Source organism: Streptococcus humanilactis (assembly GCF_019448275.1).
Lineage (GTDB): Bacteria > Bacillota > Bacilli > Lactobacillales > Streptococcaceae > Streptococcus > Streptococcus humanilactis.
Map to the genome: position 1 here is coordinate 326,330 of NZ_JAHXBZ010000001.1, position 20,476 is coordinate 346,805.

Below are 20,476 nucleotides of genomic sequence, written 5' to 3' on the forward strand. Positions count from 1 at the left end.
ATTATATAATTTTTATAGTAAAAAGTCAATTGATTTATTGCATAGTGAAATGAAATAAAAACTCAATAATTGATTGGGAAATTCAAACCAATTTCTAATAATATTTTAGAAGCTACAGTGTACTTCTCTAGATTAAATCTGCTTACATTTCCCCCAATCTTACAAAAATGTAAGATTAAAGTCTCTTTTGTAAGGTTAGGTTATGGCAAGCAGTCTTTTTTTGATGTAAACTAGACTCATAAAGAACAAAGGAGTAACATCATGAAACAAATCTTACATAAGAAAACAAGAAAACCAAGCCACAAAGATATCGAGCGCGTTCAGCTGGGATGCGCTATGATGCAAGCAACATTTCATTTGATGGGATATTAAGAAAGGAGATTCTCATGACACTTTTAGATGTAAAACACGTTCAAAAAATTTATAAAACTCGTTTTCAGGGCAACCAAGTAGAGGCACTCAAGGATATTCACTTTACCGTAGAAAAGGGTGACTACGTTGCCATCATGGGTGAGTCTGGTTCTGGTAAATCAACTTTGCTCAATATTCTAGCTATGCTGGATAAACCAACTCGTGGTCAGGTTTACTTGAATGGAACTGACACCGCAACCATTAAAAATTCACAGGCTTCTAGCTTCCGTCGTGAAAAATTGGGCTTTGTCTTCCAGGACTTTAACTTGCTAGATACTCTGTCTGTTAAGGACAATATCTTGCTTCCGCTTGTCTTGTCAAGAAGACCTATTACGGAAATGATGAAGAAATTGGTGGTAACAGCTGAGAATCTGGGAATCAACCAATTGCAAGAGAAGTACCCTTACGAGATTTCAGGTGGTCAGAAACAGCGTGTGGCAGTAGCCCGCGCCATCATCACAGAACCTGAAATTCTCCTTGCGGATGAGCCAACAGGCGCCCTTGACTCCAAATCATCTGCAGCTCTTCTTGATGTTTTTGATGAAATCAATGAGCGTGGCCAAACCATTCTTATGGTAACCCACTCCACAGCAGCAGCTAGCAGAGCTAAACGTGTACTCTTTATCAAAGACGGCATTCTTTACAACCAAATCTACCGTGGAGAGAAGACAGAACGTCAGATGTTCCAAGAAATCTCTGATACCTTGACTGTCATGGCAAGCGAGGTGAATTAGTATGTTTCGATTAACCAATAAATTAGCGGTATCGAACTTGATTAAAAACCGCAAACTCTACTATCCTTTTGCGCTGGCTGTTCTCTTGGCGGTCACTGTCACCTATCTCTTTTACTCTCTAACCTTCAATCCAAAGATTGCTGAAATCCGTGGAGGAACAACCATTCAGGCTACACTTGGATTTGGTATGTTTGTCGTCACCCTTGCGTCAGCCATTATCGTCCTCTATGCCAATAGTTTTGTCATGAAAAACCGTTCCAAGGAACTGGGAATTTATGGTATGTTAGGCTTGGAGAAGCGTCATCTAATCAGTATGACCTTTAAGGAGTTAGTGCTATTTGGGATTCTAACTGTTGGAGCAGGTATCGGTATTGGAGCCTTGTTTGACAAGTTAATTTTCGCTTTCTTGCTCAAACTGATGAAATTGAAGGTTGAGCTGGTCGCTACCTTCCAAATGAATGTTGTCATTGCAGTACTTGTTGTCTTTGGATTGATTTTCCTAGGCCTCATGTTCCTGAATGCCCTTCGAATCGCCCGTATGAATGCCCTCCAGCTCTCTCGTGAGAAAGCTAGCGGTGAGAAAAAAGGTCGTTTCCTTCCTCTCCAAACTATTCTTGGTTCCATAAGTTTAGGGATTGGCTATTATCTTGCCCTTACGGTAAACGATCCTCTTACAGCCCTAACAACCTTCTTCCTAGCTGTTTTGCTGGTTATCTTTGGTACTTATCTATTGTTTAATGCAGGGATTACAGTCTTCCTACAAATCTTAAAGAAAAACAAGAAATACTATTACCAACCTAATAACCTCATATCTGTTTCCAACTTGATTTTCCGTATGAAGAAAAATGCGGTTGGACTAGCAACCATCGCTATTTTGTCAACAATGGTTTTGGTAACCATGTCAGCAGCGACAAGTATTTTCAATGCTTCAGAATCCTTTAAAAAAGTGATGAATCCGCATGACTTTGGAATTACTGGAAAAAATGTTGAAAAAGAAGATTTGGACAAACTCTTGAGCCAGTTTGCAAGTGATAAAGGTTATAGTGTCAAAGAGAAAGAAGTGCTTCATTACAGTGACTTTGGTATTGCAAATCAAGAAGGAACCAAGTTAACTATTTTTGAAAAAGGACAAAACCGTGTCCAACCCAAAACAGTTTTCATGGTATTTGACCAAAAAGATTATGAAAATATGACTGGTCAAAAACTGTCTCTATCAGGAAATGAGGTCGGTCTCTTTGCCAAAAATGACGGACTGAAAGGACAGAAAGCTCTAACTCTAAATGATCATCAATTTTCTGTCAAAGAAGAATTTAATAAAGATTTCATTGTGAACCATGTTCCAAATCAGTTTAATATCTTGACTACTGATTACAATTACCTTGTTGTTCCAGATTTACAAGCCTTTTTGGACCAATTCCCAGATTCGGCTATCTATAATCAGTTTTACGGTGGTATGAATGTAATAAATGTCAGTGAAGAAGAACAACTCAAGGTCGCTGAGGAGTACGAAAAATACCTCAATCAATTTAATGCTCAATTAGACACAGAAGGTAGCTATGTTTATGGTAGCAATCTAGCAGATGCTAGTTCTCAGATGAGTGCCCTCTTTGGTGGTGTCTTCTTTATCGGTATTTTCCTATCCATTATCTTTATGGTCGGAACCGTTCTGGTCATCTACTACAAACAAATTTCTGAAGGCTATGAAGACCGTGAACGCTTTATTATCTTGCAGAAAGTCGGTTTAGATCAGAAGCAAATCAAGCAAACCATTAACAAACAGGTTTTAACTGTTTTCTTCCTTCCTTTGCTCTTTGCCTTCATACATCTAGCCTTTGCCTACCATATGCTTAGCTTGATTTTAAAAGTGATTGGTGTACTGGATACGACTATGATGTTGATTGTAACCTTGTCTATCTGCGCTATCTTCCTCATCGCCTATGTGCTGATTTTCATGATTACTTCAAGAAGCTATCGCAAGATTGTGCAAATGTAAAAAAGATACCTCGATTTTGAAATCGAGGTATTTCTTGTATTTTATACTCAATGAAAATCAAAGAGCAAACTAGGAAGCTAGCCGCAGGTTGCTCAAAACACTGTTTTGAGGTTGTAGATAGAACTGACGAAGTCAGCTCAAAACACTGTTTTGAGGTTGTAGATAGAACTGACGAAGTCAGCTCAAAGCACTGCTTTGAGGTTGCAGATAGAACTGACGAAGTCAGCTCAAAACACCGTTTTGAGGTTGCAGATAGAACTGACGAAGTCAGTAACATATATACGGCAAGGCGAAGCTGATGTGGTTTGAAGAGATTTTCGAAGAGTATTAAATGCTGAAAAGTTGTCCTAGCAGAAAGGTAACTCCCATGGTCAAGAGGCCAATAGCGAGGTTCCGAATCATCGCTGTTCTAGTCGGAGCCTTTCCAAGTTTGGCACTAGTGTAACCAGTGAGAAGAAGGGCCACACCGACGATAAGGACAGTAGCAGGGATACGGTATTCACTTGGGAAAATGGTTACTGAAAGCATTGGAGGCAAACTTCCAAGGAAAAAAGAAATAAAGCTAGAGATGGCAGCATGCCAAGGATTGGTAAACTCTTCATACTCAATCCCATATTTTTCCTCTACCAAAGCCTTGAGTGGATTTTTTAGAAAGGCCTTGTTAGTCAAGAGTTGGGCAGAGGTTTCACATTCTCCATTTTGGATATAGGCAGCATAAAGGGACTTTTTGGCTAGTTCCATATCTTGGTCTAGCAAGACTTGCTCACGCGCAACGGCCGCTTCCTCGGTATCTTTTTGAGTTGAAACGGACACATATTCTCCGCCAGCCATTGAAAAGGCACCAGCTAAGATAGCCGCAAATCCTGATAAAAAGATAATCCAGATATTGCTCGTAGCACTAGCAACCCCAATAACCACACCAGCAATGGAAATAATTCCATCGTTAGCACCAAGAACACCCGCACGCAGGATATTTAAACGACCTGTAAAATTTGAATCGATTTCGTGATTTGTTTCTGACATACTATTCTCCTTTTTATCCAGTATAAAGGAAAGAGGTAATGAAATCAATCTTTTAAAAGTATCTGAAAAAAGTTGCACGATTTTAATGATATAAAAATGTCGACATCTTCTCTGATAGATCAAACACTGGAGGTAAAGAGTATAGAATAGCATAAAAAATTTTAAATTAAATACGATAAACATTTTGTTCACTTTATAATCGTTTACAAGAGAATAATTAGTATTAAATCAAATAAAATCCAAATATTTTGCGAACTTTTTTATATTTTTTTCGTAAACGGCTTTACAAGTTCTTAAAAACATGATATAGTAATAAAGCTTAGAAAATGAGAAGATGTTTTCTAGCAAATATAAACCCGAGTAAAAAATGCCTACGGACAGGCAGGGTTGAATGCCGAAGCGTGGTTGAAAAACCACATTATTGATAGGGTTAAAAGCCTACTTTTATAAGTTGATGTTAGGACACTTGTCCTAATTCATAAATTTTTAGTGTGGTGAAAGCACACGTCATCTTGTGAAACGATCAATAAAGTACGTAATATTTGCTACTAGAGAGTTAGGAAACATCGGGAACAGACATACTCAACAGAAACAAACATAAAAACGTCAGAAGATTGCAGAGCAGGTGAAAACCTGCTCTTTTTTCATGAGTCAACCTTTAGTTCCTTAGTTTTCATAAGGTCCTAAAAATATGGAAAGGAGTATGTCTTGAAAGAGTTAGATCAAAACCAAGCCCCAATTTATGAGGCCTTGGTGAAGTTACGCAAGAAAAGGATTGTTCCCTTTGATGTTCCAGGTCACAAGCGTGGACGGGGAAATCCAGAACTTGTCGAACTCTTAGGAGAAAGATGTGTAGGCATTGATGTTAATTCGATGAAACCCTTGGATAATCTGGGGCACCCCATTTCGATTATTCGAGATGCAGAGGAGCTGGCTGCAGATGCTTTTGGAGCTAGCCATGCCTTTCTCATGATTGGAGGAACAACTTCATCGGTGCAGACTATGATTCTGTCAACCTGCAAGGCAGGAGATAAGATTATTCTGCCACGAAATGTCCATAAATCTGCTATCAATGCGCTGGTTCTATGTGGTGCTATTCCCATCTATATCGAGATGAGTGTAGATACTAAGATTGGTATCGCTTTAGGTCTTGAAAATGACCGAGTAGCACAGGCCATAAAGGACCATCCAGATGCCAAGGCCATTTTGATTAACAATCCTACTTACTACGGCATCTGTTCAGACCTAAAAGGGTTGACAGAAATGGCTCATGAAGCTGGCATGATGGTTTTAGTAGATGAGGCCCACGGAGCGCATTTGCATTTTACTGATAAATTGCCGGTATCTGCTATGGATGCAGGTGCTGATATGGCAGCAGTTTCTATGCATAAGTCTGGTGGGAGTTTGACACAAAGTTCGCTTCTTTTAATCGGGGAGCAGATGAATCCTGAGTACGTTCGTCAGATCATCAACCTGACCCAGTCAACATCCGCCTCTTACTTATTGATGGCTAGTTTGGATATTTCGCGTCGCAACTTGGCCCTACGCGGTAAAGAATCCTTTGAGAAAGTCATTGAGCTATCCGAGTACGCTCGTCGTGAAATCAATGCCATAGGTGGCTACTATGCCTACTCAAAAGAGTTAATAGACGGTGTTTCGGTTTGCGATTTTGACGTGACCAAGCTGTCAGTTTACACTCAGGGTATTGGCTTAACAGGTATCGAGGTTTATGACCTCCTACGAGACGAATACGACATTCAGATCGAGTTTGGTGATATTGGCAATATCTTGGCCTATATTTCGATTGGTGACCGTATCCAAGACATCGAGCGCTTGGTTGGTGCTCTTGCTGATATCAAGAGACTCTACTCAAGAGATGGGAAGGACTTGATAGCTGGAGAATATATCCAGCCCGAGTTAGTGCTGTCTCCACAGGAAGCCTTCTATTCAGAGAGAAGAAGTTTGTCTTTAGACGAATCTGTTGGACAAGTCTGTGGAGAATTTGTTATGTGTTACCCTCCAGGAATCCCTATCTTGGCTCCTGGTGAACGCATTACACGTGAAATTGTAGACTATATCCAATTTGCCAAGGAACGTGGTTGCTCCCTCCAAGGGACGGAAGATCCTGAGGTCAATCACATCAACGTCATTAAGAGAAAGGAGAACTAGATGGATTTATGGTTTTCTGAAGTTCATACTCCAGATGTGAAATTGTCCCTGAGAACAGCCAAGCAACTCTACGCTGGTAAAAGTGAATGGCAGGATATCGAGGTTCTTGACACTCCCGCTTTTGGAAAGATTTTGATTTTAAATGGGCATGTTTTGTTCTCAGATGCGGATGATTTTGTCTACAACGAAATGACGGTTCACGTTCCCATGGCTGTCCACCCCAATCCCAAGAAAGTCTTGGTTATTGGGGGTGGCGACGGAGGTGTTGCCCAAGTATTAACACTTTATCCTGAGCTGGAACAAATCGATATCGTTGAACCAGATGAAATGTTGGTTGAGGTCTGTCGTGAGTATTTCCCAGATTTTGCCGCAGGGCTAGATGATCCTCGTGTTACTATTTACTACCAAAATGGGCTACGCTTTTTGCGAAACTGCGAAGATGATTACGATATTATCATCAACGATGCCACTGATCCATTTGGACATACGGAAGGGCTCTTTACCAAGGAATTTTACGGTAATAGTTATCGGGCTCTGAAGGAAGACGGTATCATGATTTACCAGCATGGGAGTCCCTTCTTTGATGAGGATGAGTCGGCTTGCCGTAGCATGCATCGCAAGGTCAATCAAGCCTTTCCAATCAGTCGGGTTTATCAGGCACATATCCCAACTAGCCCAGCTGGCTATTGGTTGTTTGGATTTGCATCGAAAAAATACCACCCTGTCAAAGATTTTGACAAGGAAGGCTGGAAAAAACGCCAGCTTTTCACAGAATACTACACTGCAAATTTACACGTGGGAGCCTTTATGTTACCCAAGTATGTTGAGGACATTTTAGAAGAAGAGGAAGGAAAAAAATGAGTCGTTTATTAGTTATTGGATGTGGGGGCGTTGCCCAAGTTGCTATTTCAAAGATTTGCCAAGATAGCGAAACCTTTACAGAGATTATGATTGCCAGTCGTACTAAGTCAAAATGTGATGACTTGAAGGCTAAACTGGAAGGCAAAACAAGTACAAAGATTGAAACAGCAGCACTTGATGCTGATAAGGTAGAAGAAGTGATTGCCCTGATTGAAAGCTATAAACCAGAAGCTGTTTTGAACGTAGCTTTACCATATCAAGATTTAACCATTATGGACGCTTGTTTGGCAACAGGTGTTCACTATATCGATACAGCCAACTACGAAGCAGAAGACACAGAAGATCCTGAGTGGCGTGCTATCTACGAAAAACGCTGTAAGGAACTTGGATTTACGGCCTACTTTGACTACTCATGGCAATGGGCTTACCAAGAGAAATTCAAAGAAGCAGGCTTGACCGCCCTGCTTGGTTCAGGTTTTGACCCAGGTGTGACTAGTGTCTTTTCAGCTTATGCCCTCAAACACTATTTTGATGAAATCCATTATATCGACATTTTAGACTGTAATGGTGGTGACCACGGTTATCCATTTGCGACAAACTTTAACCCAGAAATCAATCTACGCGAGGTTTCTGCACCAGGTTCTTACTGGGAAGATGGGAAATGGGTTGAGGTTGAAGCTATGTCTATCAAGCGTGAGTACGATTTCCCTCAAGTTGGACAAAAAGATATGTATCTCCTTCACCATGAAGAAATCGAATCATTGGCCAAAAACATTCCTGGAGTCAAACGCATTCGTTTCTTTATGACTTTTGGTCAATCTTACTTGACGCACATGAAATGTCTTGAAAATGTCGGTCTCCTTCGTACGGATACCATTAACTTTAACGGCCAAGAAATTGTTCCAATCCAATTTTTGAAAGCCTTGCTTCCAGATCCTGCTAGCCTTGGCCCACGCACTGTTGGAAAAACCAATATTGGCTGTATTTTTACAGGTGTCAAAGACGGTGTTGAAAAGACCATCTACATCTACAATGTTTGTGACCATCAGGAATGTTACGCAGAAGTTGGTTCGCAAGCGATTTCTTACACGACAGGCGTTCCAGCCATGATTGGGACAAAATTGGTTATGAACGGAACTTGGAAACAAGCTGGAGTGTATAACCTTGAAGAGTTGGATCCAGATCCATTCATGGAAGCTTTGAATGAGTATGGTTTGCCTTGGGTTGTGGTTGAAAATCCACAAATGGTGGACTGATGAAGTTAGAACAAGTACCAACACCAGCTTATGTCATTGACTTGGCCAAGTTAGAAGCTAATTGCCGTATCCTACAATATGTACAAGAAGAAGCTGGCTGCAAGGTTTTGCTTGCCCAGAAGGCCTATTCCCTCTACAAAACCTATCCCTTGATTAGCCAGTATCTATCCGGTACAACTGCAAGTGGTCTCTACGAGGCTAAATTAGCAAGGGAAGAATTTTCTGGTGAAGTCCATGTTTTTGCACCAGCTTTCAAGGAATCAGATATGGAAGAGCTACTGCAAATATCTGACCATATCGTCTTCAACTCGGAGAGACAGTTGCGTAAACACGGTTCTCGTTGCCGAGATGCCGGTATTAGTGTCGGTCTGCGCCTCAACCCTCAGTGTTCAACTCAAGGTGACCACGCGCTCTATGACCCTTGTGCACCTGGTTCCCGTTTTGGAGTAACTTCAGACAAGATACCGAGTGATTTGCTGGAATTGGTAGACGGTCTTCATTTTCACACCCTTTGCGAGCAGGGAGCAGATGATTTACAGACAACTTTGAAAGCAGTAGAAGCGCAGTTTGGTTCGTACTTACATGAGGTCAAATGGCTCAATATGGGTGGTGGTCACCACATCACAAGAGAAGGTTACGATGTGGATTTGCTGATTTCAGAAATCAAGCGTATCCGAGAAACTTACAATCTTGAAGTCTATATCGAGCCCGGGGAAGCTATTGCGCTCAATGCAGGTTATCTAGCAACTGAAGTATTGGATATTGTAGAAAACGGTATGGAAATCTTGGTTTTAGATGCCTCTGCGACCTGCCATATGCCTGACGTACTTGAGATGCCCTATCGTCCACCTTTGAGAAATGGCTTTGAGGCACAGGAAAAAGCCCATACCTACAGACTTTCTTCTAATACCTGTCTGACGGGCGATGTGATTGGTGATTATAGCTTTGAAAATCCAGTCCAAATCGGAGACAGACTTTATTTCGAAGACATGGCCATTTATTCTTTTGTCAAAAATAATACCTTCAACGGCATTGGGCTCCCAAGCCTCTATATCATGGATAAGAATGGAGATTGTGATTTGGTCAAATCCTTTGGCTATCAAGACTTTAAAGGGAGATTATCATGATGGACAGTCCAAAAAAATTAGGCTATCGTATGCCAGCAGAGTATGAACCACACCATGGTACCCTCATGATATGGCCGACTCGACCAGGTTCATGGCCCTTTCAAGGTAAGGCAGCTAAAAAGGCTTTTAGCCAGATTATAAAAACCATAGCAGAAGGGGAAAGAGTCTATCTTTTGGTGGAGCAAGATTATCTATCTGAAGCCCAATCCTATCTTGGAGACAAGGTCGTTTATTTAGACATTCCCACCAATGATGCCTGGGCGCGTGATACAGGTCCGACTATTCTTGTCAATGATGAAGGCCAGAAATTAGCCGTGGACTGGTCTTTCAATGCCTGGGGTGGTGCAGTCGATGGTCTTTATCAAGACTATGAAGATGATGACCAAGTAGCCAGTCGTTTTGCTGAGGCCTTGGCAATTCCTGTTTACGATGCCAAACCTTTTGTCCTGGAAGGCGGAGCGATACATAGCGATGGTCAAGGAACCATTCTCGTGACTGAAAGTTGTCTTCTGAGCCCTGGTCGCAATCCTCATCTTAGTAAGGAAGAAATCGAAAATACCTTATTAGAGTGCCTTGGAGCTGAAAAAGTTATCTGGCTGCCTTATGGTATTTATCAGGACGAAACCAATGAACACGTTGATAATGTTGCAGCCTTTGTTGGTCCTGCTGAGCTTGTTTTGGCTTGGACGGACGACGAAAGTGATCCTCAATATGCCATGTCTGCAGCTGATTTAGCGCTTTTAGAAAAGGAAACAGATGCAAAAGGACGGAAGTTTACCATTCATAAATTGCCTATCCCTGCAATTCGACAAGTTGTCACTGAGGACGATTTACCAGGCTATACTTATGAAGAAGGAGAAGAAGAGAGATACGCAGGTGAAAGGCTTGCTGCTTCCTATGTCAATTTCTATATTGCTAACAAGGCAGTCTTGGTTCCCCAGTTTGAGGATGTAAACGACCAAGTGGCCTTAGATATCCTCAGTAAGTGTTTCCCAGACCGTAAAGTTGTCGGAATTCCAGCCAGAGATATTCTTTTAGGTGGTGGCAATATCCACTGTATCACCCAACAAATCCCAGAATAGGAGAAAAAGATGAGAAATGTAAAAGTTTCAGCCATTCAGATGCAATGCGCTAAAGATGTTGAAACGAATATTCAAACAGCTGAACGTTTAGTTCGACAAGCTGCTGAGCAAGGAGCCCAAATTATTCTCTTGCCTGAGTTGTTTGAACGTCCCTATTTCTGTCAGGAACGTCAGTATGACTACTACCAGCATGCCCAGTCGATGACAGACAATACAGCTATTCAGCATTTTAAAACCATTGCCAAGGAGCTAAAGGTCGTTTTACCAATCAGTTTCTATGAAAAAGATGGCAATGTCTTGTATAACTCTATTGCTGTCATTGATGCAGATGGGGAAGTGCTGGGTGTTTATCGAAAGACCCACATACCAGATGACCATTATTATCAAGAAAAGTTCTATTTCACGCCTGGTAACACTGGTTTCAAGGTCTGGGATACTCGCTATGCTAAGATTGGGATCGGTATCTGTTGGGATCAATGGTTCCCTGAAACAGCGCGCTGTCTTGCATTGAATGGTGCTGAATTGCTCTTTTATCCTACAGCAATCGGTTCAGAGCCGATTTTGGATACAGATAGTTGTGGCCATTGGCAACGTACCATGCAAGGACACGCAGCAGCAAATATTGTTCCAGTCATCGCAGCAAATCGTTATGGCTTGGAAGAAGTCGCTCCAAGTGAGGAAAATGGCGGACAGAGTTCCAGTCTTGACTTCTACGGTTCATCCTTTATGACGGATGAAACAGGAGCTATTCTAGAGCAAGCTGAAAGACAAGCTGAAGCTGTTCTGTTAGCTACTTATGACCTAGACAAGGGAGCAAGCGAACGCTTAAACTGGGGCTTGTTTCGAGATAGAAGACCCGAAATGTATCAACGTATTACAGACTAGTATGGGAGAAATGAGAGATTCATTCTGCTAGACTAACTTCTTATTAGCAACTATAAGATACTAGGTCATCTAGCAAGTGAATTTTATATTTTCACTCTCCAAGGCTTTCTCGCGCTTTTATGCGAGGAGCTTTTCTATTTAAGCTTTATCAATAAAACATGCTATAATAGTTGCAGAAAGGTTGGTATTTATGGCTAGGATATTGGTTATTGAAGACAATAGTGACATTCAAGAGATTTTACGAACACTTCTTACTAAGGAGCATGAGGTGATTCAAGCCTTTTCCGGTACAGAAGGAATCATGCGTTTTGACCAAGGTGGGATTGACCTCGTTTTGCTCGATATCATGCTTCCTGGGAAAAATGGGGATCAGGTTTTAAAAGCCATCAGGGAACAAAGTCAAATTCCAGTTATTATGCTAACGGCTTTGAGCGATAAGAAGTTAATCAGCCAATACCTCTTAGACGGTGCCAACGATTACATAGTCAAACCTTTTGATTTGGATGAAGTCTTTGCTAGAGTGACTGTTCAGTTACGTCAAAGTGCAGAAAAACAGCCTATGGAAATAGGAAAAACTGAAAATCTGCCACAAAACTTGAAAAATATCCAGTTTGATGCCGAAAGTTTTGAAATCAAAAATAGTCAGGAAACGATTCGCCTTGCCAAGAAAGAATGCTTGATTCTCCAAACTCTCCTTAAACATCCTAAGAAAATTTTTACCAAGGAAGAACTTTATGAATTGGTCTGGGAGGAGAGCTATCTACCGGGAGATAATACTCTTAATACGCATTTGAGTAATCTTCGTAAAAAATTAAACCAGCTTGACCCAAATCAAGAATATATTGAAACCATCTGGGGAGTTGGGGTAAGATTAAAAGGAGACAAGCAATGACCTACATGATAATCTTTGTTCTACTGATACTCCTAATTATTTTATCGATTGTATTAATTCGCTACCATCTAGCACTTAAAAACTTGAGTCAACAGATTGAAGACAAGATTCTCACAGGTAGTATGAAAAGAGTCGGAGTCAGCATTTTTTCCAAACATTTTTTACATCTCTACCAGCAGATTGAGAATCTATTTCAGGAAGTGGAACAATCTCGACTGGTTATGAAAAGGGAAAAGCAGACTCTGGATATGGCCATCAGCAATATCGCCCATGATATTCGGACACCTCTGACTATCGCTTCAGGCTACACGCAACAATTGATAAAATCTCCTGAAGACAAAGCAGAAACCTTACAAAAAATCGCCCAGCATCTTGATTTAGTTTCCAAACGTTTGGAGGCTCTCCTAGAATACCGTCGTTTGATGGAAGGAGCTGTCAAACCGAAACTGGAAGAAGTGGATCTTTCAGCTTTTATCACCAAAAAGACTTTGGCTTATTATGATGTTTTTCAGGCGGCAAATATCATGCTTGATTTTAAGGTTGAAACTGGTCTGAAAATGAGGACTGATGAAAACTTGCTGGATCGAATTTTACAAAATCTGCTTGGAAATGTTCTCAAGCATGGCAAGGAAGAAGCACTTCTATCTTTGAGAAAGGAAGAGGAACAGCTTGTCTTAGAGATTGCAAACCTTGTCAAACAGCCCATCAAAAGAATAGAAAATCTCAGCAATCGTTTTTATTCTGAAAATCTATCTGATACGGAAGAATCCTCTGGTTTAGGACTTTATATCACTGAGGAATTATGCCATCTTCTCGGTGCAGATATGAAACTAAGCACAGATGGGCAATGGTTGTCGGTTTTCATTTACTTTTAACGAAAAGAACCCACCTCTGTAGCTAGAGGAGGTCATTTTTTTATAGACTTTTCTTTTTGAAAACTGCCAGTCCACTTAGATTAAAGATTACAATAACAGCTAAGGTAACTATAAGTGTATAGAAAATGGATTCACTATTAGCAGTCATAGCATAGAAAAACTGCAATGATAAATATGGCAAAATTTTGATACTTGGGAAGATGAGCATTGGCATAGAAAGTAAGATAGAGCTGACCAAATAGCCAATAAATACTGCAAGATAAGAATGACTCACATAGAGAATAAAGGAAACAATGGAAAGCCAAGCAAGGAGGCAAAGGAATTGAAGGAAAATGGTTGTTAATAGATTGCCAATAAAGCCATCAGGCATGGTTCCAAATCCATTTAAGATAGTTGCTGGAATAAAGGCAATCACAAGGCTGATGATAACTTGCAAGAGTGCAATACAAGCCACTACAAAGGCTTTGGCAAGGAAAAACTCTGTACGAGAAACCCCTACTGTCAAACCATTTTTATAGAGCTTTCCGATTAAATCAACACCGAGAACTAGACAAGTTAGAACAATACAGAGAAAAACGAGGTTTGAACCTTGACTAGATGCGTTAATCAGGGCTTGTACACCGTCCCAACCATGGGTTGGAATGTCTGGCTCTTCTGTCTGGATTGCCATCAGATGGCCCGTGGCTCCTATACTTGCTCCCATTAGCATGAGAGTAAAGAGAATAAATTCTGTAATCCAGAATCCTTTGGAACGGAAAAGACGGTAAAAGTCTGCTTGAATGGTATGTATCATGATTTTCCTCCTATTCGACCAATTGGGTGAAGTATTCTTCTAGGTTTTGACGAGCATAGTAAATCTCGTCAATGGCAACATCTGCCAAGGTTAATTCCTTAAGAATCTGTTTGACATCTTGTTCCTGACCAAAGATGTGGATTTCATTCTCAGGATTGACAACCTTGAACTGGAGCTGGATTTGTTCTTTCAATACTTGACAAGCTTTCTCTTGGTCGGCTGTCTTAAGCACAATATAATCCTCACTTAGTGTTTCAAATTCAGCTTTGCTGATTTCACGGATAATCTTGCCTTGATCTAAAATACCAAAACGATTAGCTAGGAGATAGAGTTCTGACAAGATATGGCTAGAGATGAGAATGGTTATTCCTTTTTCTTGATTGAGCCGTTGAATCATGAGTCGAAATTCTTTAATACCGATTGGGTCGAGGCCGTTGATAGGTTCATCTAAGATTAGGAAGTCTGGTTTGGAGATAAGGGCAATGGCGATACCAAGTCTTTGTTTCATTCCTAGCGAGAAATCACGAAAGACTTTCTTACCTGTATCTGCCAAACCTACATAGTCCAGGGTTTCTCGAATGACTTGATCAGCATTTGGAATATGACGAATCATACAGTAATATTTCAGATTTTGATAAGCTGTTAAGTGATTATGAGCTACAGGTGATTCGATTACTGAACCTACTCGAGATAGAGCCTTGGTCCACTCATTTTCCGTTTTGCTGGAGAAGAGGGAAATAGTTCCTTTATCCGCAAACAGTAGTTGCGTAATAATTTTTATCAAGGTGGTTTTCCCAGCTCCGTTCTTCCCGATAAGCCCATAAATATCTCCCTCTCTTATCGTTAGATGAAGATCCTGAAGGATAGCTTGTTTGTCAAAGTTTTTGGACAATCCATGAATGTCGAGTACTGTTTTCATGATTCTCTCCTTTTGATTTATTTTGTTAACTTTAGTATAAAGCATAGAAATCAAAGAAAGCTCAAGGATTTCTAAAGAGTTTCTAAAGTTTTAGGAATTCTTAAATATCAAAACCCAGTTGATATGAACTGGGCTTCTTAATTATAAAATATATTTCTCAATCGCACGCGCGACACCGTCTTCTTCGTTGCTGGCTGTAACGTCATCAGCTAGGGATTTGACATAATCGCTGGCATTTCCCATAGCAATGCCCAGCCCTGCAAACTGGAGCATTTCGATATCGTTATTAGCATCGCCCATGGCCATGATTTCTGAGGAATCAATCTTCAAAATATCTGCTAGTCGTGAAAGAGCAGTAGCCTTTGTCGTACCAAGTGGCATAGCTTCATAAATGACAGGCTGCGAACGAACTCCACTAAATCGTTGGCAGAGTTCTGTAGCAAAACGCTCTTCAAAATCGTCTGTTTGACTCTCTGTACCCAAAAACATCCCTTGGAACATCCGGTACTTGCCACTAGTCGCTTCCTCAAGAGAAATTTCAGTCAGGTCTGAAAAGACTAGCTTGGCATCATTTTGAACGATTTCAGTAGGCTTACCACCGAGGACAAAATAATGTTCCTCATCAAAAAGAGTCAACTGAACATCACTTTTTTCAGCTAGGTCATAGAGGTATTCGATGTCTGCTGGACTAAGTTCTTGCCAGTCAACTAGTCCCCAGTCACTTGTCTGGTGAGTTGAACAACCGTTGTTAACAATGACATATTCGTTCTGGAGGTCAAGCCCCAGTTTTTGATAGTAGGGGAGGACACCGAAAAGCGGGCGACCAGTACAAAGTACAAGTTTGACACCTTTTTCAATAGCTTGGTGAATAGCAGTAATATGAGCTTGTGGGATTTCCTTGGCTTCATTGAGGAGGGTTCCGTCCATATCCAAGGCTAGTAGTTTAATCATAAGACTTCCTTCTTTATCTTTTGGTATTATTATAGCATATTTTAGAAAATAAAATGGTAAAAGGAACGAGACTAATTGATTTTACAGTTTAGGATATTTAGAGAACATTTATTAGGAAAGGTTACACGTTATTCAATTAAGTAAATAATTATATTTGGTAAGCTGGTCAAAAAAACAGAGGATTTAAGATGAATAACACATTTTTCATCTTAAATCCTCTGTTCTCCTTAATTTTTTATAAATCAACTTGATTAGACGTAGGGTATGATTTATCTTCTAAATTTTCGTTTGATAATAGAGCGTTGGACTTTTAAAACAAGTAAGCTAAATCCGATTGCTGCGACAAATGCAAGAGCAGTTGATAATTTTAATGCTAAAAAGATAAAACTAAAGATAGCAATACAGATACAAAAAACAGCAATATTAACAAAAAATAGGATTTCCTTGAGATTGGCATTAGATTGTGCTTCAGGTGTATAATCTTGATAGCGAGGATTCTGATGATTTAATTCTTCTTGATAGTCTACCTCATAGGATTGTAATTTTCTTACAGGCATTATTCTCTCCTTAACTGTACATACCTATTTTATCATTTTTTAATCGGATAATTATTACAGTAAGGTTACAAAAAGAATAAAGTCCCTTTTCATTTTCAAACTATTGTTCAGGACACGATAGTTTGAAAATAATAGTACGCATAATATTAAGGTTGTTAAACACCTATTGAAAATAGATTAGTAGAAATTGAAACAGTACATTAATACTCTTTAAAACAAGTTAGCGTCATCTTGTATTAGGTATATGTTACTAATTTAGTCAGTTTTATCTACAATCAAAAAGCTTGTTCTTTGATTTTTATTGAGTATATAGACTGCAAATTGCGCTTAAAAATGGTATAATGATAAAGTTATATAGTCCCGATAAGATGGTAGGTATTTATCACTAAGAGTTTTCCTATCAGTACTTTGTAACTCGCAAAGAATGACGGCTCCAAAGTAGTCGCTCGTCATTCTACGGTTGCCGCTATAACGCGGTCACCCTATGCGCCTTACTAGCTTCAGAAATAAAAAAGTATCGTTTTTATTTCTTTCGCGTCGTAACTCTTAGAAAATGAAAATACCTACCAGTACTTTGTAACTCTATAACACTATTTTTAAGGGGGGACATTTTTATGTCAGAACGTAAATTATTCACGTCTGAGTCTGTATCTGAGGGGCATCCAGATAAGATTGCAGACCAAATTTCAGATGCTATCTTGGATGCTATTTTAGCAAAGGATCCAGAGGCGCACGTTGCTGCGGAGACAGCTGTATATACTGGTTCTGTCCATGTTTTTGGTGAAATATCTACAAATGCCTATGTGGATATTAACCGTGTGGTTCGTGATACCATTGCAGAGATTGGCTACACTAATACAGAATATGGATTTTCTGCTGAGACGGTGGGAGTCCATCCGTCACTTGTTGAGCAGTCACCGGATATCGCCCAAGGTGTTAATGAAGCCTTGGAGGTCCGTGGAAATGCTGATCAAGACCCACTTGACTTGATTGGTGCTGGTGACCAAGGTCTCATGTTTGGATTTGCAGTGGATGAAACAGAAGAGCTCATGCCATTGCCAATTTCACTCAGTCATAAATTAGTTCGTCGTTTAGCAGATCTTCGTAAATCTGGGGAAATCAGCTATCTTCGCCCAGATGCTAAATCACAAGTTACAGTTGAGTATGATGAAAATGACCGTCCAGTACGTGTGGATACAGTCGTTATTTCAACTCAGCACGATCCAGAAGTCAGCAACAAACAAATTCACAATGATGTCATTAACAAGGTTATCAAAGAAGTTATTCCAGCCTCTTACTTGGATGAGCAAACAAAATTCTTCATCAATCCTACTGGTCGTTTTGTAATCGGTGGACCTCAAGGGGACTCAGGTCTGACTGGTCGTAAGATTATCGTAGATACTTATGGTGGCTACTCTCGTCATGGTGGCGGTGCCTTCTCTGGTAAAGATGCGACTAAGGTGGATCGTTCTGCGTCATATGCGGCTCGCTATATTGCCAAGAATATTGTTGCAGCAGGTCTGGCTAAGAAGGCAGAAGTGCAATTGGCTTATGCTATCGGTGTTGCCCAGCCTGTTTCTGTCCGTATCGATACCTTTGGTACAGGAAGAGTAGCTGAAAGCAAGCTTGAAAAAGCAACTCGTCAAATCTTTGACCTTCGTCCTGCAGGGATTATCCAAATGCTGGACCTTAAGCGTCCAATTTACCGTCAAACAGCGGCTTATGGACACATGGGACGTACAGATATTGACCTTCCATGGGAACGCTTGGACAAGGTAGATGCTTTGAAAGAAGCAGTCAAATAAAATCTTGAGAGGGGGACTTCCCCTCTTTTTTACTGATAAAACATTTCACATACAAATATAAGACTATAATTAAGTTAGAAATGATAAAGCTAGAAAGAAGTTTACTGCATAAAATCTTGAGAGGGGGACTTCCCCTCTTTTTTACTGATAAAACATTTCACATACAAATATAAGACTACTATAATTAAGTTAGAAATGATAAAGCTAGAAAGAAGTTTACTGCATAAAATCTGTACAGTAAGATTAAAATCATGAAAAAGAAAACAATAGCAATTATACAATGTATTTTGTATCTCATAGCTTCTTATATAGCTCTTCAGTTGTGTAGTATTAACAGAAGTTTAGTGGGTGAATTCTTTTTCATTCTGGTTTAGTATTTGGAAACTAGAAAAAGCACTAGATAATGATTCACAATAATAACTCCAAAGACTTAGATCTGTTTTGTTTGCAGGTCTAAGTCTTTTTATCACTTTAAAAAAACTGCTATATCATCTTTCCGAAAAACTATAATTTTCTTGAAAAACAAATAAGTCTATGCTATACTACTTGTAGACTTATTTATGGAGAAAATACATGAAACGTGAGATTTTACTGGAACGAATCGACAAACTAAAACAAATCATGCCCTGGTATGTTCTTGAATATTACCAATCTAAGCTTGCTGTTCCTTACAGTTTTACAACCTTGTACGAATACCTCAAGGAATATGATCGATTTTTCAGCTGGGTTTTAGAGTCTGGTATCTCAAATGCCGATAAAATATCTGATATTTCTTTATCTGTCTTGGAAAATATGTCAAAGAAAGATATGGAGGCTTTTATCCTTTATCTTAGAGAACGTCCTTTGATGAATGCCAATACAACCAAGCAAGGCGTTTCCCAAACGACCATCAATCGGACCTTATCAGCTCTTTCCAGTCTTTACAAATATCTGACTGAGGAGGTTGAAAACGATCAGGGCGAACCTTATTTCTATCGTAATGTAATGAAGAAAGTTTCAACCAAGAAAAAGAAAGAGACACTTGCTGCTAGAGCTGAAAACATCAAACAAAAGCTCTTTCTAGGTGATGAAACAGAAGGGTTTCTGACTTATATAGACCAAGAGTACCCACAACAGCTCTCAAATCGTGCTCTATCATCGTTTAATAAAAATAAAGAACGTGATTTGGCCATTATTGCCCTTCTCTTGGCATCGGGTGTTCGCTTATCTGAAGCTGTTAATCTGGATTTAAGAGATCTCAATCTCAAAATGATGGTTATCGATGTCACTCGAAAAGGTGGCAAACGTGACTCGGTCAATGTCGCTGCTTTTGCTAAGCCTTATTTAGAGAATTATCTTGCTATTCGAAATCAACGCTATAAGACAGAAAAAACAGATACAGCCCTTTTTTTGACTCTCTACAGAGGTGTTCCTAATCGTATCGATGCTTCCAGCGTTGAGAAAATGGTTGCTAAGTACTCTGAGGACTTCAAAGTCCGTGTAACACCCCATAAACTACGCCATACGCTAGCAACCAGGCTCTATGATGCCACTAAATCGCAAGTTTTGGTCAGTCATCAGCTAGGACATGCCAGTACACAAGTCACTGACCTCTATACCCATATCGTTAATGATGAACAAAAGAATGCTCTGGATAGATTATAAATTACATAAAATATATTATGTAACAACTTAGAAAGGGATTCAATAAACTATTAATCTTATTTGATCAAATCACATGCAATATCTGACATAGTAAACAGCTTTGAAGAATATGAAATAAAATTTATGTGACCACTATCTTATCTTTATTTCTAATATCCTGTATATGCAAATCACTTATAATTGGTATTCATCTCAAAATAAGAGGATTCAACAAAAATAAATTAAATTGAGCACCTATAAAAGCATGTTGCCTGCGATGACCAATATTTTATCAGAAAATAAAATTCCTTTAAAAACAATCACGGACAGGGTTGATCATTCCGACTCTGAAGTCACTCACCACTTCCATCTACACCCACGTCACAAAGAACATGAAAGATGAAGTAATCAATGTACTGGATAAAGTTATGAAAAAGATTTTTTAAAAAGTTTTGCCCCTTTTTTGCCTCCTAAATACAAAAATAGCCCTTCGGATAAAATCCGAGGGGCTAGAAACGTT

Annotated in this window: 17 protein-coding genes and 1 pseudogene; 13 read left to right on the top strand and 5 right to left on the bottom strand. The window is 39.7% G+C overall.

Annotated elements, in window-relative coordinates:
* The first annotated feature begins 386 nt into the window (after positions 1 to 386).
* Together KV696_RS01585 and KV696_RS01590 are read left to right on the top strand one after the other, a co-directional pair.
* Positions 387 to 1,145, top strand: a complete 759-nt coding sequence (locus tag KV696_RS01585; protein ID WP_000173372.1) for an ABC transporter ATP-binding protein — start codon at positions 387 to 389, stop codon at positions 1,143 to 1,145.
* A 1-nt stretch (position 1,146) separates the two neighbouring features.
* Positions 1,147 to 3,138, top strand: a complete 1,992-nt coding sequence (locus KV696_RS01590; protein ID WP_219966664.1) for an ABC transporter permease — start codon at positions 1,147 to 1,149, stop codon at positions 3,136 to 3,138.
* Between the two features lie 327 nt (positions 3,139 to 3,465).
* On the opposite strand, the gene KV696_RS01595 is transcribed toward KV696_RS01590, so the two are convergent.
* Positions 3,466 to 4,161: a VIT1/CCC1 transporter family protein gene (locus tag KV696_RS01595; protein WP_219966665.1), complete on the bottom strand. Its 696-nt coding sequence runs from the start codon at positions 4,159 to 4,161 to the stop codon at positions 3,466 to 3,468.
* Between the two features lie 708 nt (positions 4,162 to 4,869).
* Between KV696_RS01595 and KV696_RS01600 the strand changes: the two genes are divergently transcribed.
* The 8 genes from KV696_RS01600 (at position 4,870) to KV696_RS01635 (ending at position 13,308) form a co-directional block, all read left to right on the top strand.
* Positions 4,870 to 6,330 carry an aminotransferase class I/II-fold pyridoxal phosphate-dependent enzyme gene (locus KV696_RS01600; protein ID WP_219966666.1) on the top strand — a complete coding sequence of 487 codons (1,461 nt, stop codon included), beginning with the start codon at positions 4,870 to 4,872 and terminating at the stop codon, positions 6,328 to 6,330.
* Entirely contained in the window at positions 6,331 to 7,191 is an 861-nt protein-coding gene (gene speE, locus KV696_RS01605; RefSeq protein WP_000366713.1) for a polyamine aminopropyltransferase, read from the top strand.
* A complete protein-coding gene (locus KV696_RS01610; RefSeq protein WP_000088773.1) occupies positions 7,188 to 8,447 on the top strand; it encodes a saccharopine dehydrogenase family protein in 1,260 nt (419 codons plus the stop codon). Before speE ends, KV696_RS01610 begins: the two co-directional genes overlap by 4 nt.
* Positions 8,447 to 9,574: a carboxynorspermidine decarboxylase gene (gene nspC / locus KV696_RS01615; protein WP_219966667.1), complete on the top strand. Its 1,128-nt coding sequence runs from the start codon at positions 8,447 to 8,449 to the stop codon at positions 9,572 to 9,574. Before KV696_RS01610 ends, nspC begins: the two co-directional genes overlap by 1 nt.
* Positions 9,571 to 10,656 carry an agmatine deiminase gene (aguA, locus tag KV696_RS01620; RefSeq protein ID WP_219966668.1) on the top strand — a complete coding sequence of 362 codons (1,086 nt, stop codon included), beginning with the start codon at positions 9,571 to 9,573 and terminating at the stop codon, positions 10,654 to 10,656. Before nspC ends, aguA begins: the two co-directional genes overlap by 4 nt.
* 9 nt (positions 10,657 to 10,665) lie before the next feature.
* Entirely contained in the window at positions 10,666 to 11,541 is an 876-nt protein-coding gene (gene aguB / locus KV696_RS01625; protein ID WP_219966669.1) for an N-carbamoylputrescine amidase, read from the top strand.
* A gap of 190 nt (positions 11,542 to 11,731) precedes the next feature.
* Positions 11,732 to 12,433, top strand: coding sequence for a response regulator transcription factor (locus tag KV696_RS01630; RefSeq protein ID WP_219966670.1), 702 nt, complete (start codon positions 11,732 to 11,734; stop codon positions 12,431 to 12,433).
* On the top strand, positions 12,430 to 13,308 hold the full coding sequence (locus KV696_RS01635) for a sensor histidine kinase (RefSeq protein WP_219966671.1): 879 nt from the start codon (positions 12,430 to 12,432) through the stop codon (positions 13,306 to 13,308). The genes KV696_RS01630 and KV696_RS01635 overlap by 4 nt, the downstream gene beginning before the upstream one ends.
* 40 nt (positions 13,309 to 13,348) lie before the next feature.
* Here KV696_RS01635 and KV696_RS01640 read toward each other — a convergent pair whose 3' ends face one another.
* The 4 genes from KV696_RS01640 to KV696_RS01655 all read right to left on the bottom strand — a co-directional run bounded on the left by KV696_RS01640 (position 13,349) and on the right by KV696_RS01655 (position 16,528).
* Positions 13,349 to 14,101 (bottom strand): ABC transporter permease, encoded by a 753-nt coding sequence (locus tag KV696_RS01640; protein ID WP_219966672.1) that lies wholly within the window; start codon positions 14,099 to 14,101, stop codon positions 13,349 to 13,351.
* Positions 14,102 to 14,111: 10 nt separating this feature from the next.
* Positions 14,112 to 15,020: an ABC transporter ATP-binding protein gene (locus KV696_RS01645; protein WP_219966673.1), complete on the bottom strand. Its 909-nt coding sequence runs from the start codon at positions 15,018 to 15,020 to the stop codon at positions 14,112 to 14,114.
* A gap of 141 nt (positions 15,021 to 15,161) precedes the next feature.
* Entirely contained in the window at positions 15,162 to 15,971 is an 810-nt protein-coding gene (locus KV696_RS01650; RefSeq protein ID WP_219966674.1) for a Cof-type HAD-IIB family hydrolase, read from the bottom strand.
* Positions 15,972 to 16,240: 269 nt separating this feature from the next.
* Positions 16,241 to 16,528: a DUF3270 domain-containing protein gene (locus KV696_RS01655; protein ID WP_219966675.1), complete on the bottom strand. Its 288-nt coding sequence runs from the start codon at positions 16,526 to 16,528 to the stop codon at positions 16,241 to 16,243.
* A gap of 614 nt (positions 16,529 to 17,142) precedes the next feature.
* On the opposite strand from KV696_RS01655, the gene metK reads away from it, so the two are divergent.
* From metK to KV696_RS01670, 3 genes and pseudogenes are all read left to right on the top strand, one after another.
* Positions 17,143 to 18,333: a methionine adenosyltransferase gene (gene metK, locus KV696_RS01660; protein WP_219966676.1), complete on the top strand. Its 1,191-nt coding sequence runs from the start codon at positions 17,143 to 17,145 to the stop codon at positions 18,331 to 18,333.
* Between the two features lie 573 nt (positions 18,334 to 18,906).
* A complete protein-coding gene (xerS, locus tag KV696_RS01665) occupies positions 18,907 to 19,977 on the top strand; it encodes a tyrosine recombinase XerS (protein WP_219966677.1) in 1,071 nt (356 codons plus the stop codon).
* 262 nt (positions 19,978 to 20,239) lie between these two features.
* Positions 20,240 to 20,402 (top strand): annotated as a pseudogene (locus tag KV696_RS01670) (integrase); the annotation flags it as partial.
* Positions 20,403 to 20,476: the final 74 nt, after the last annotated feature.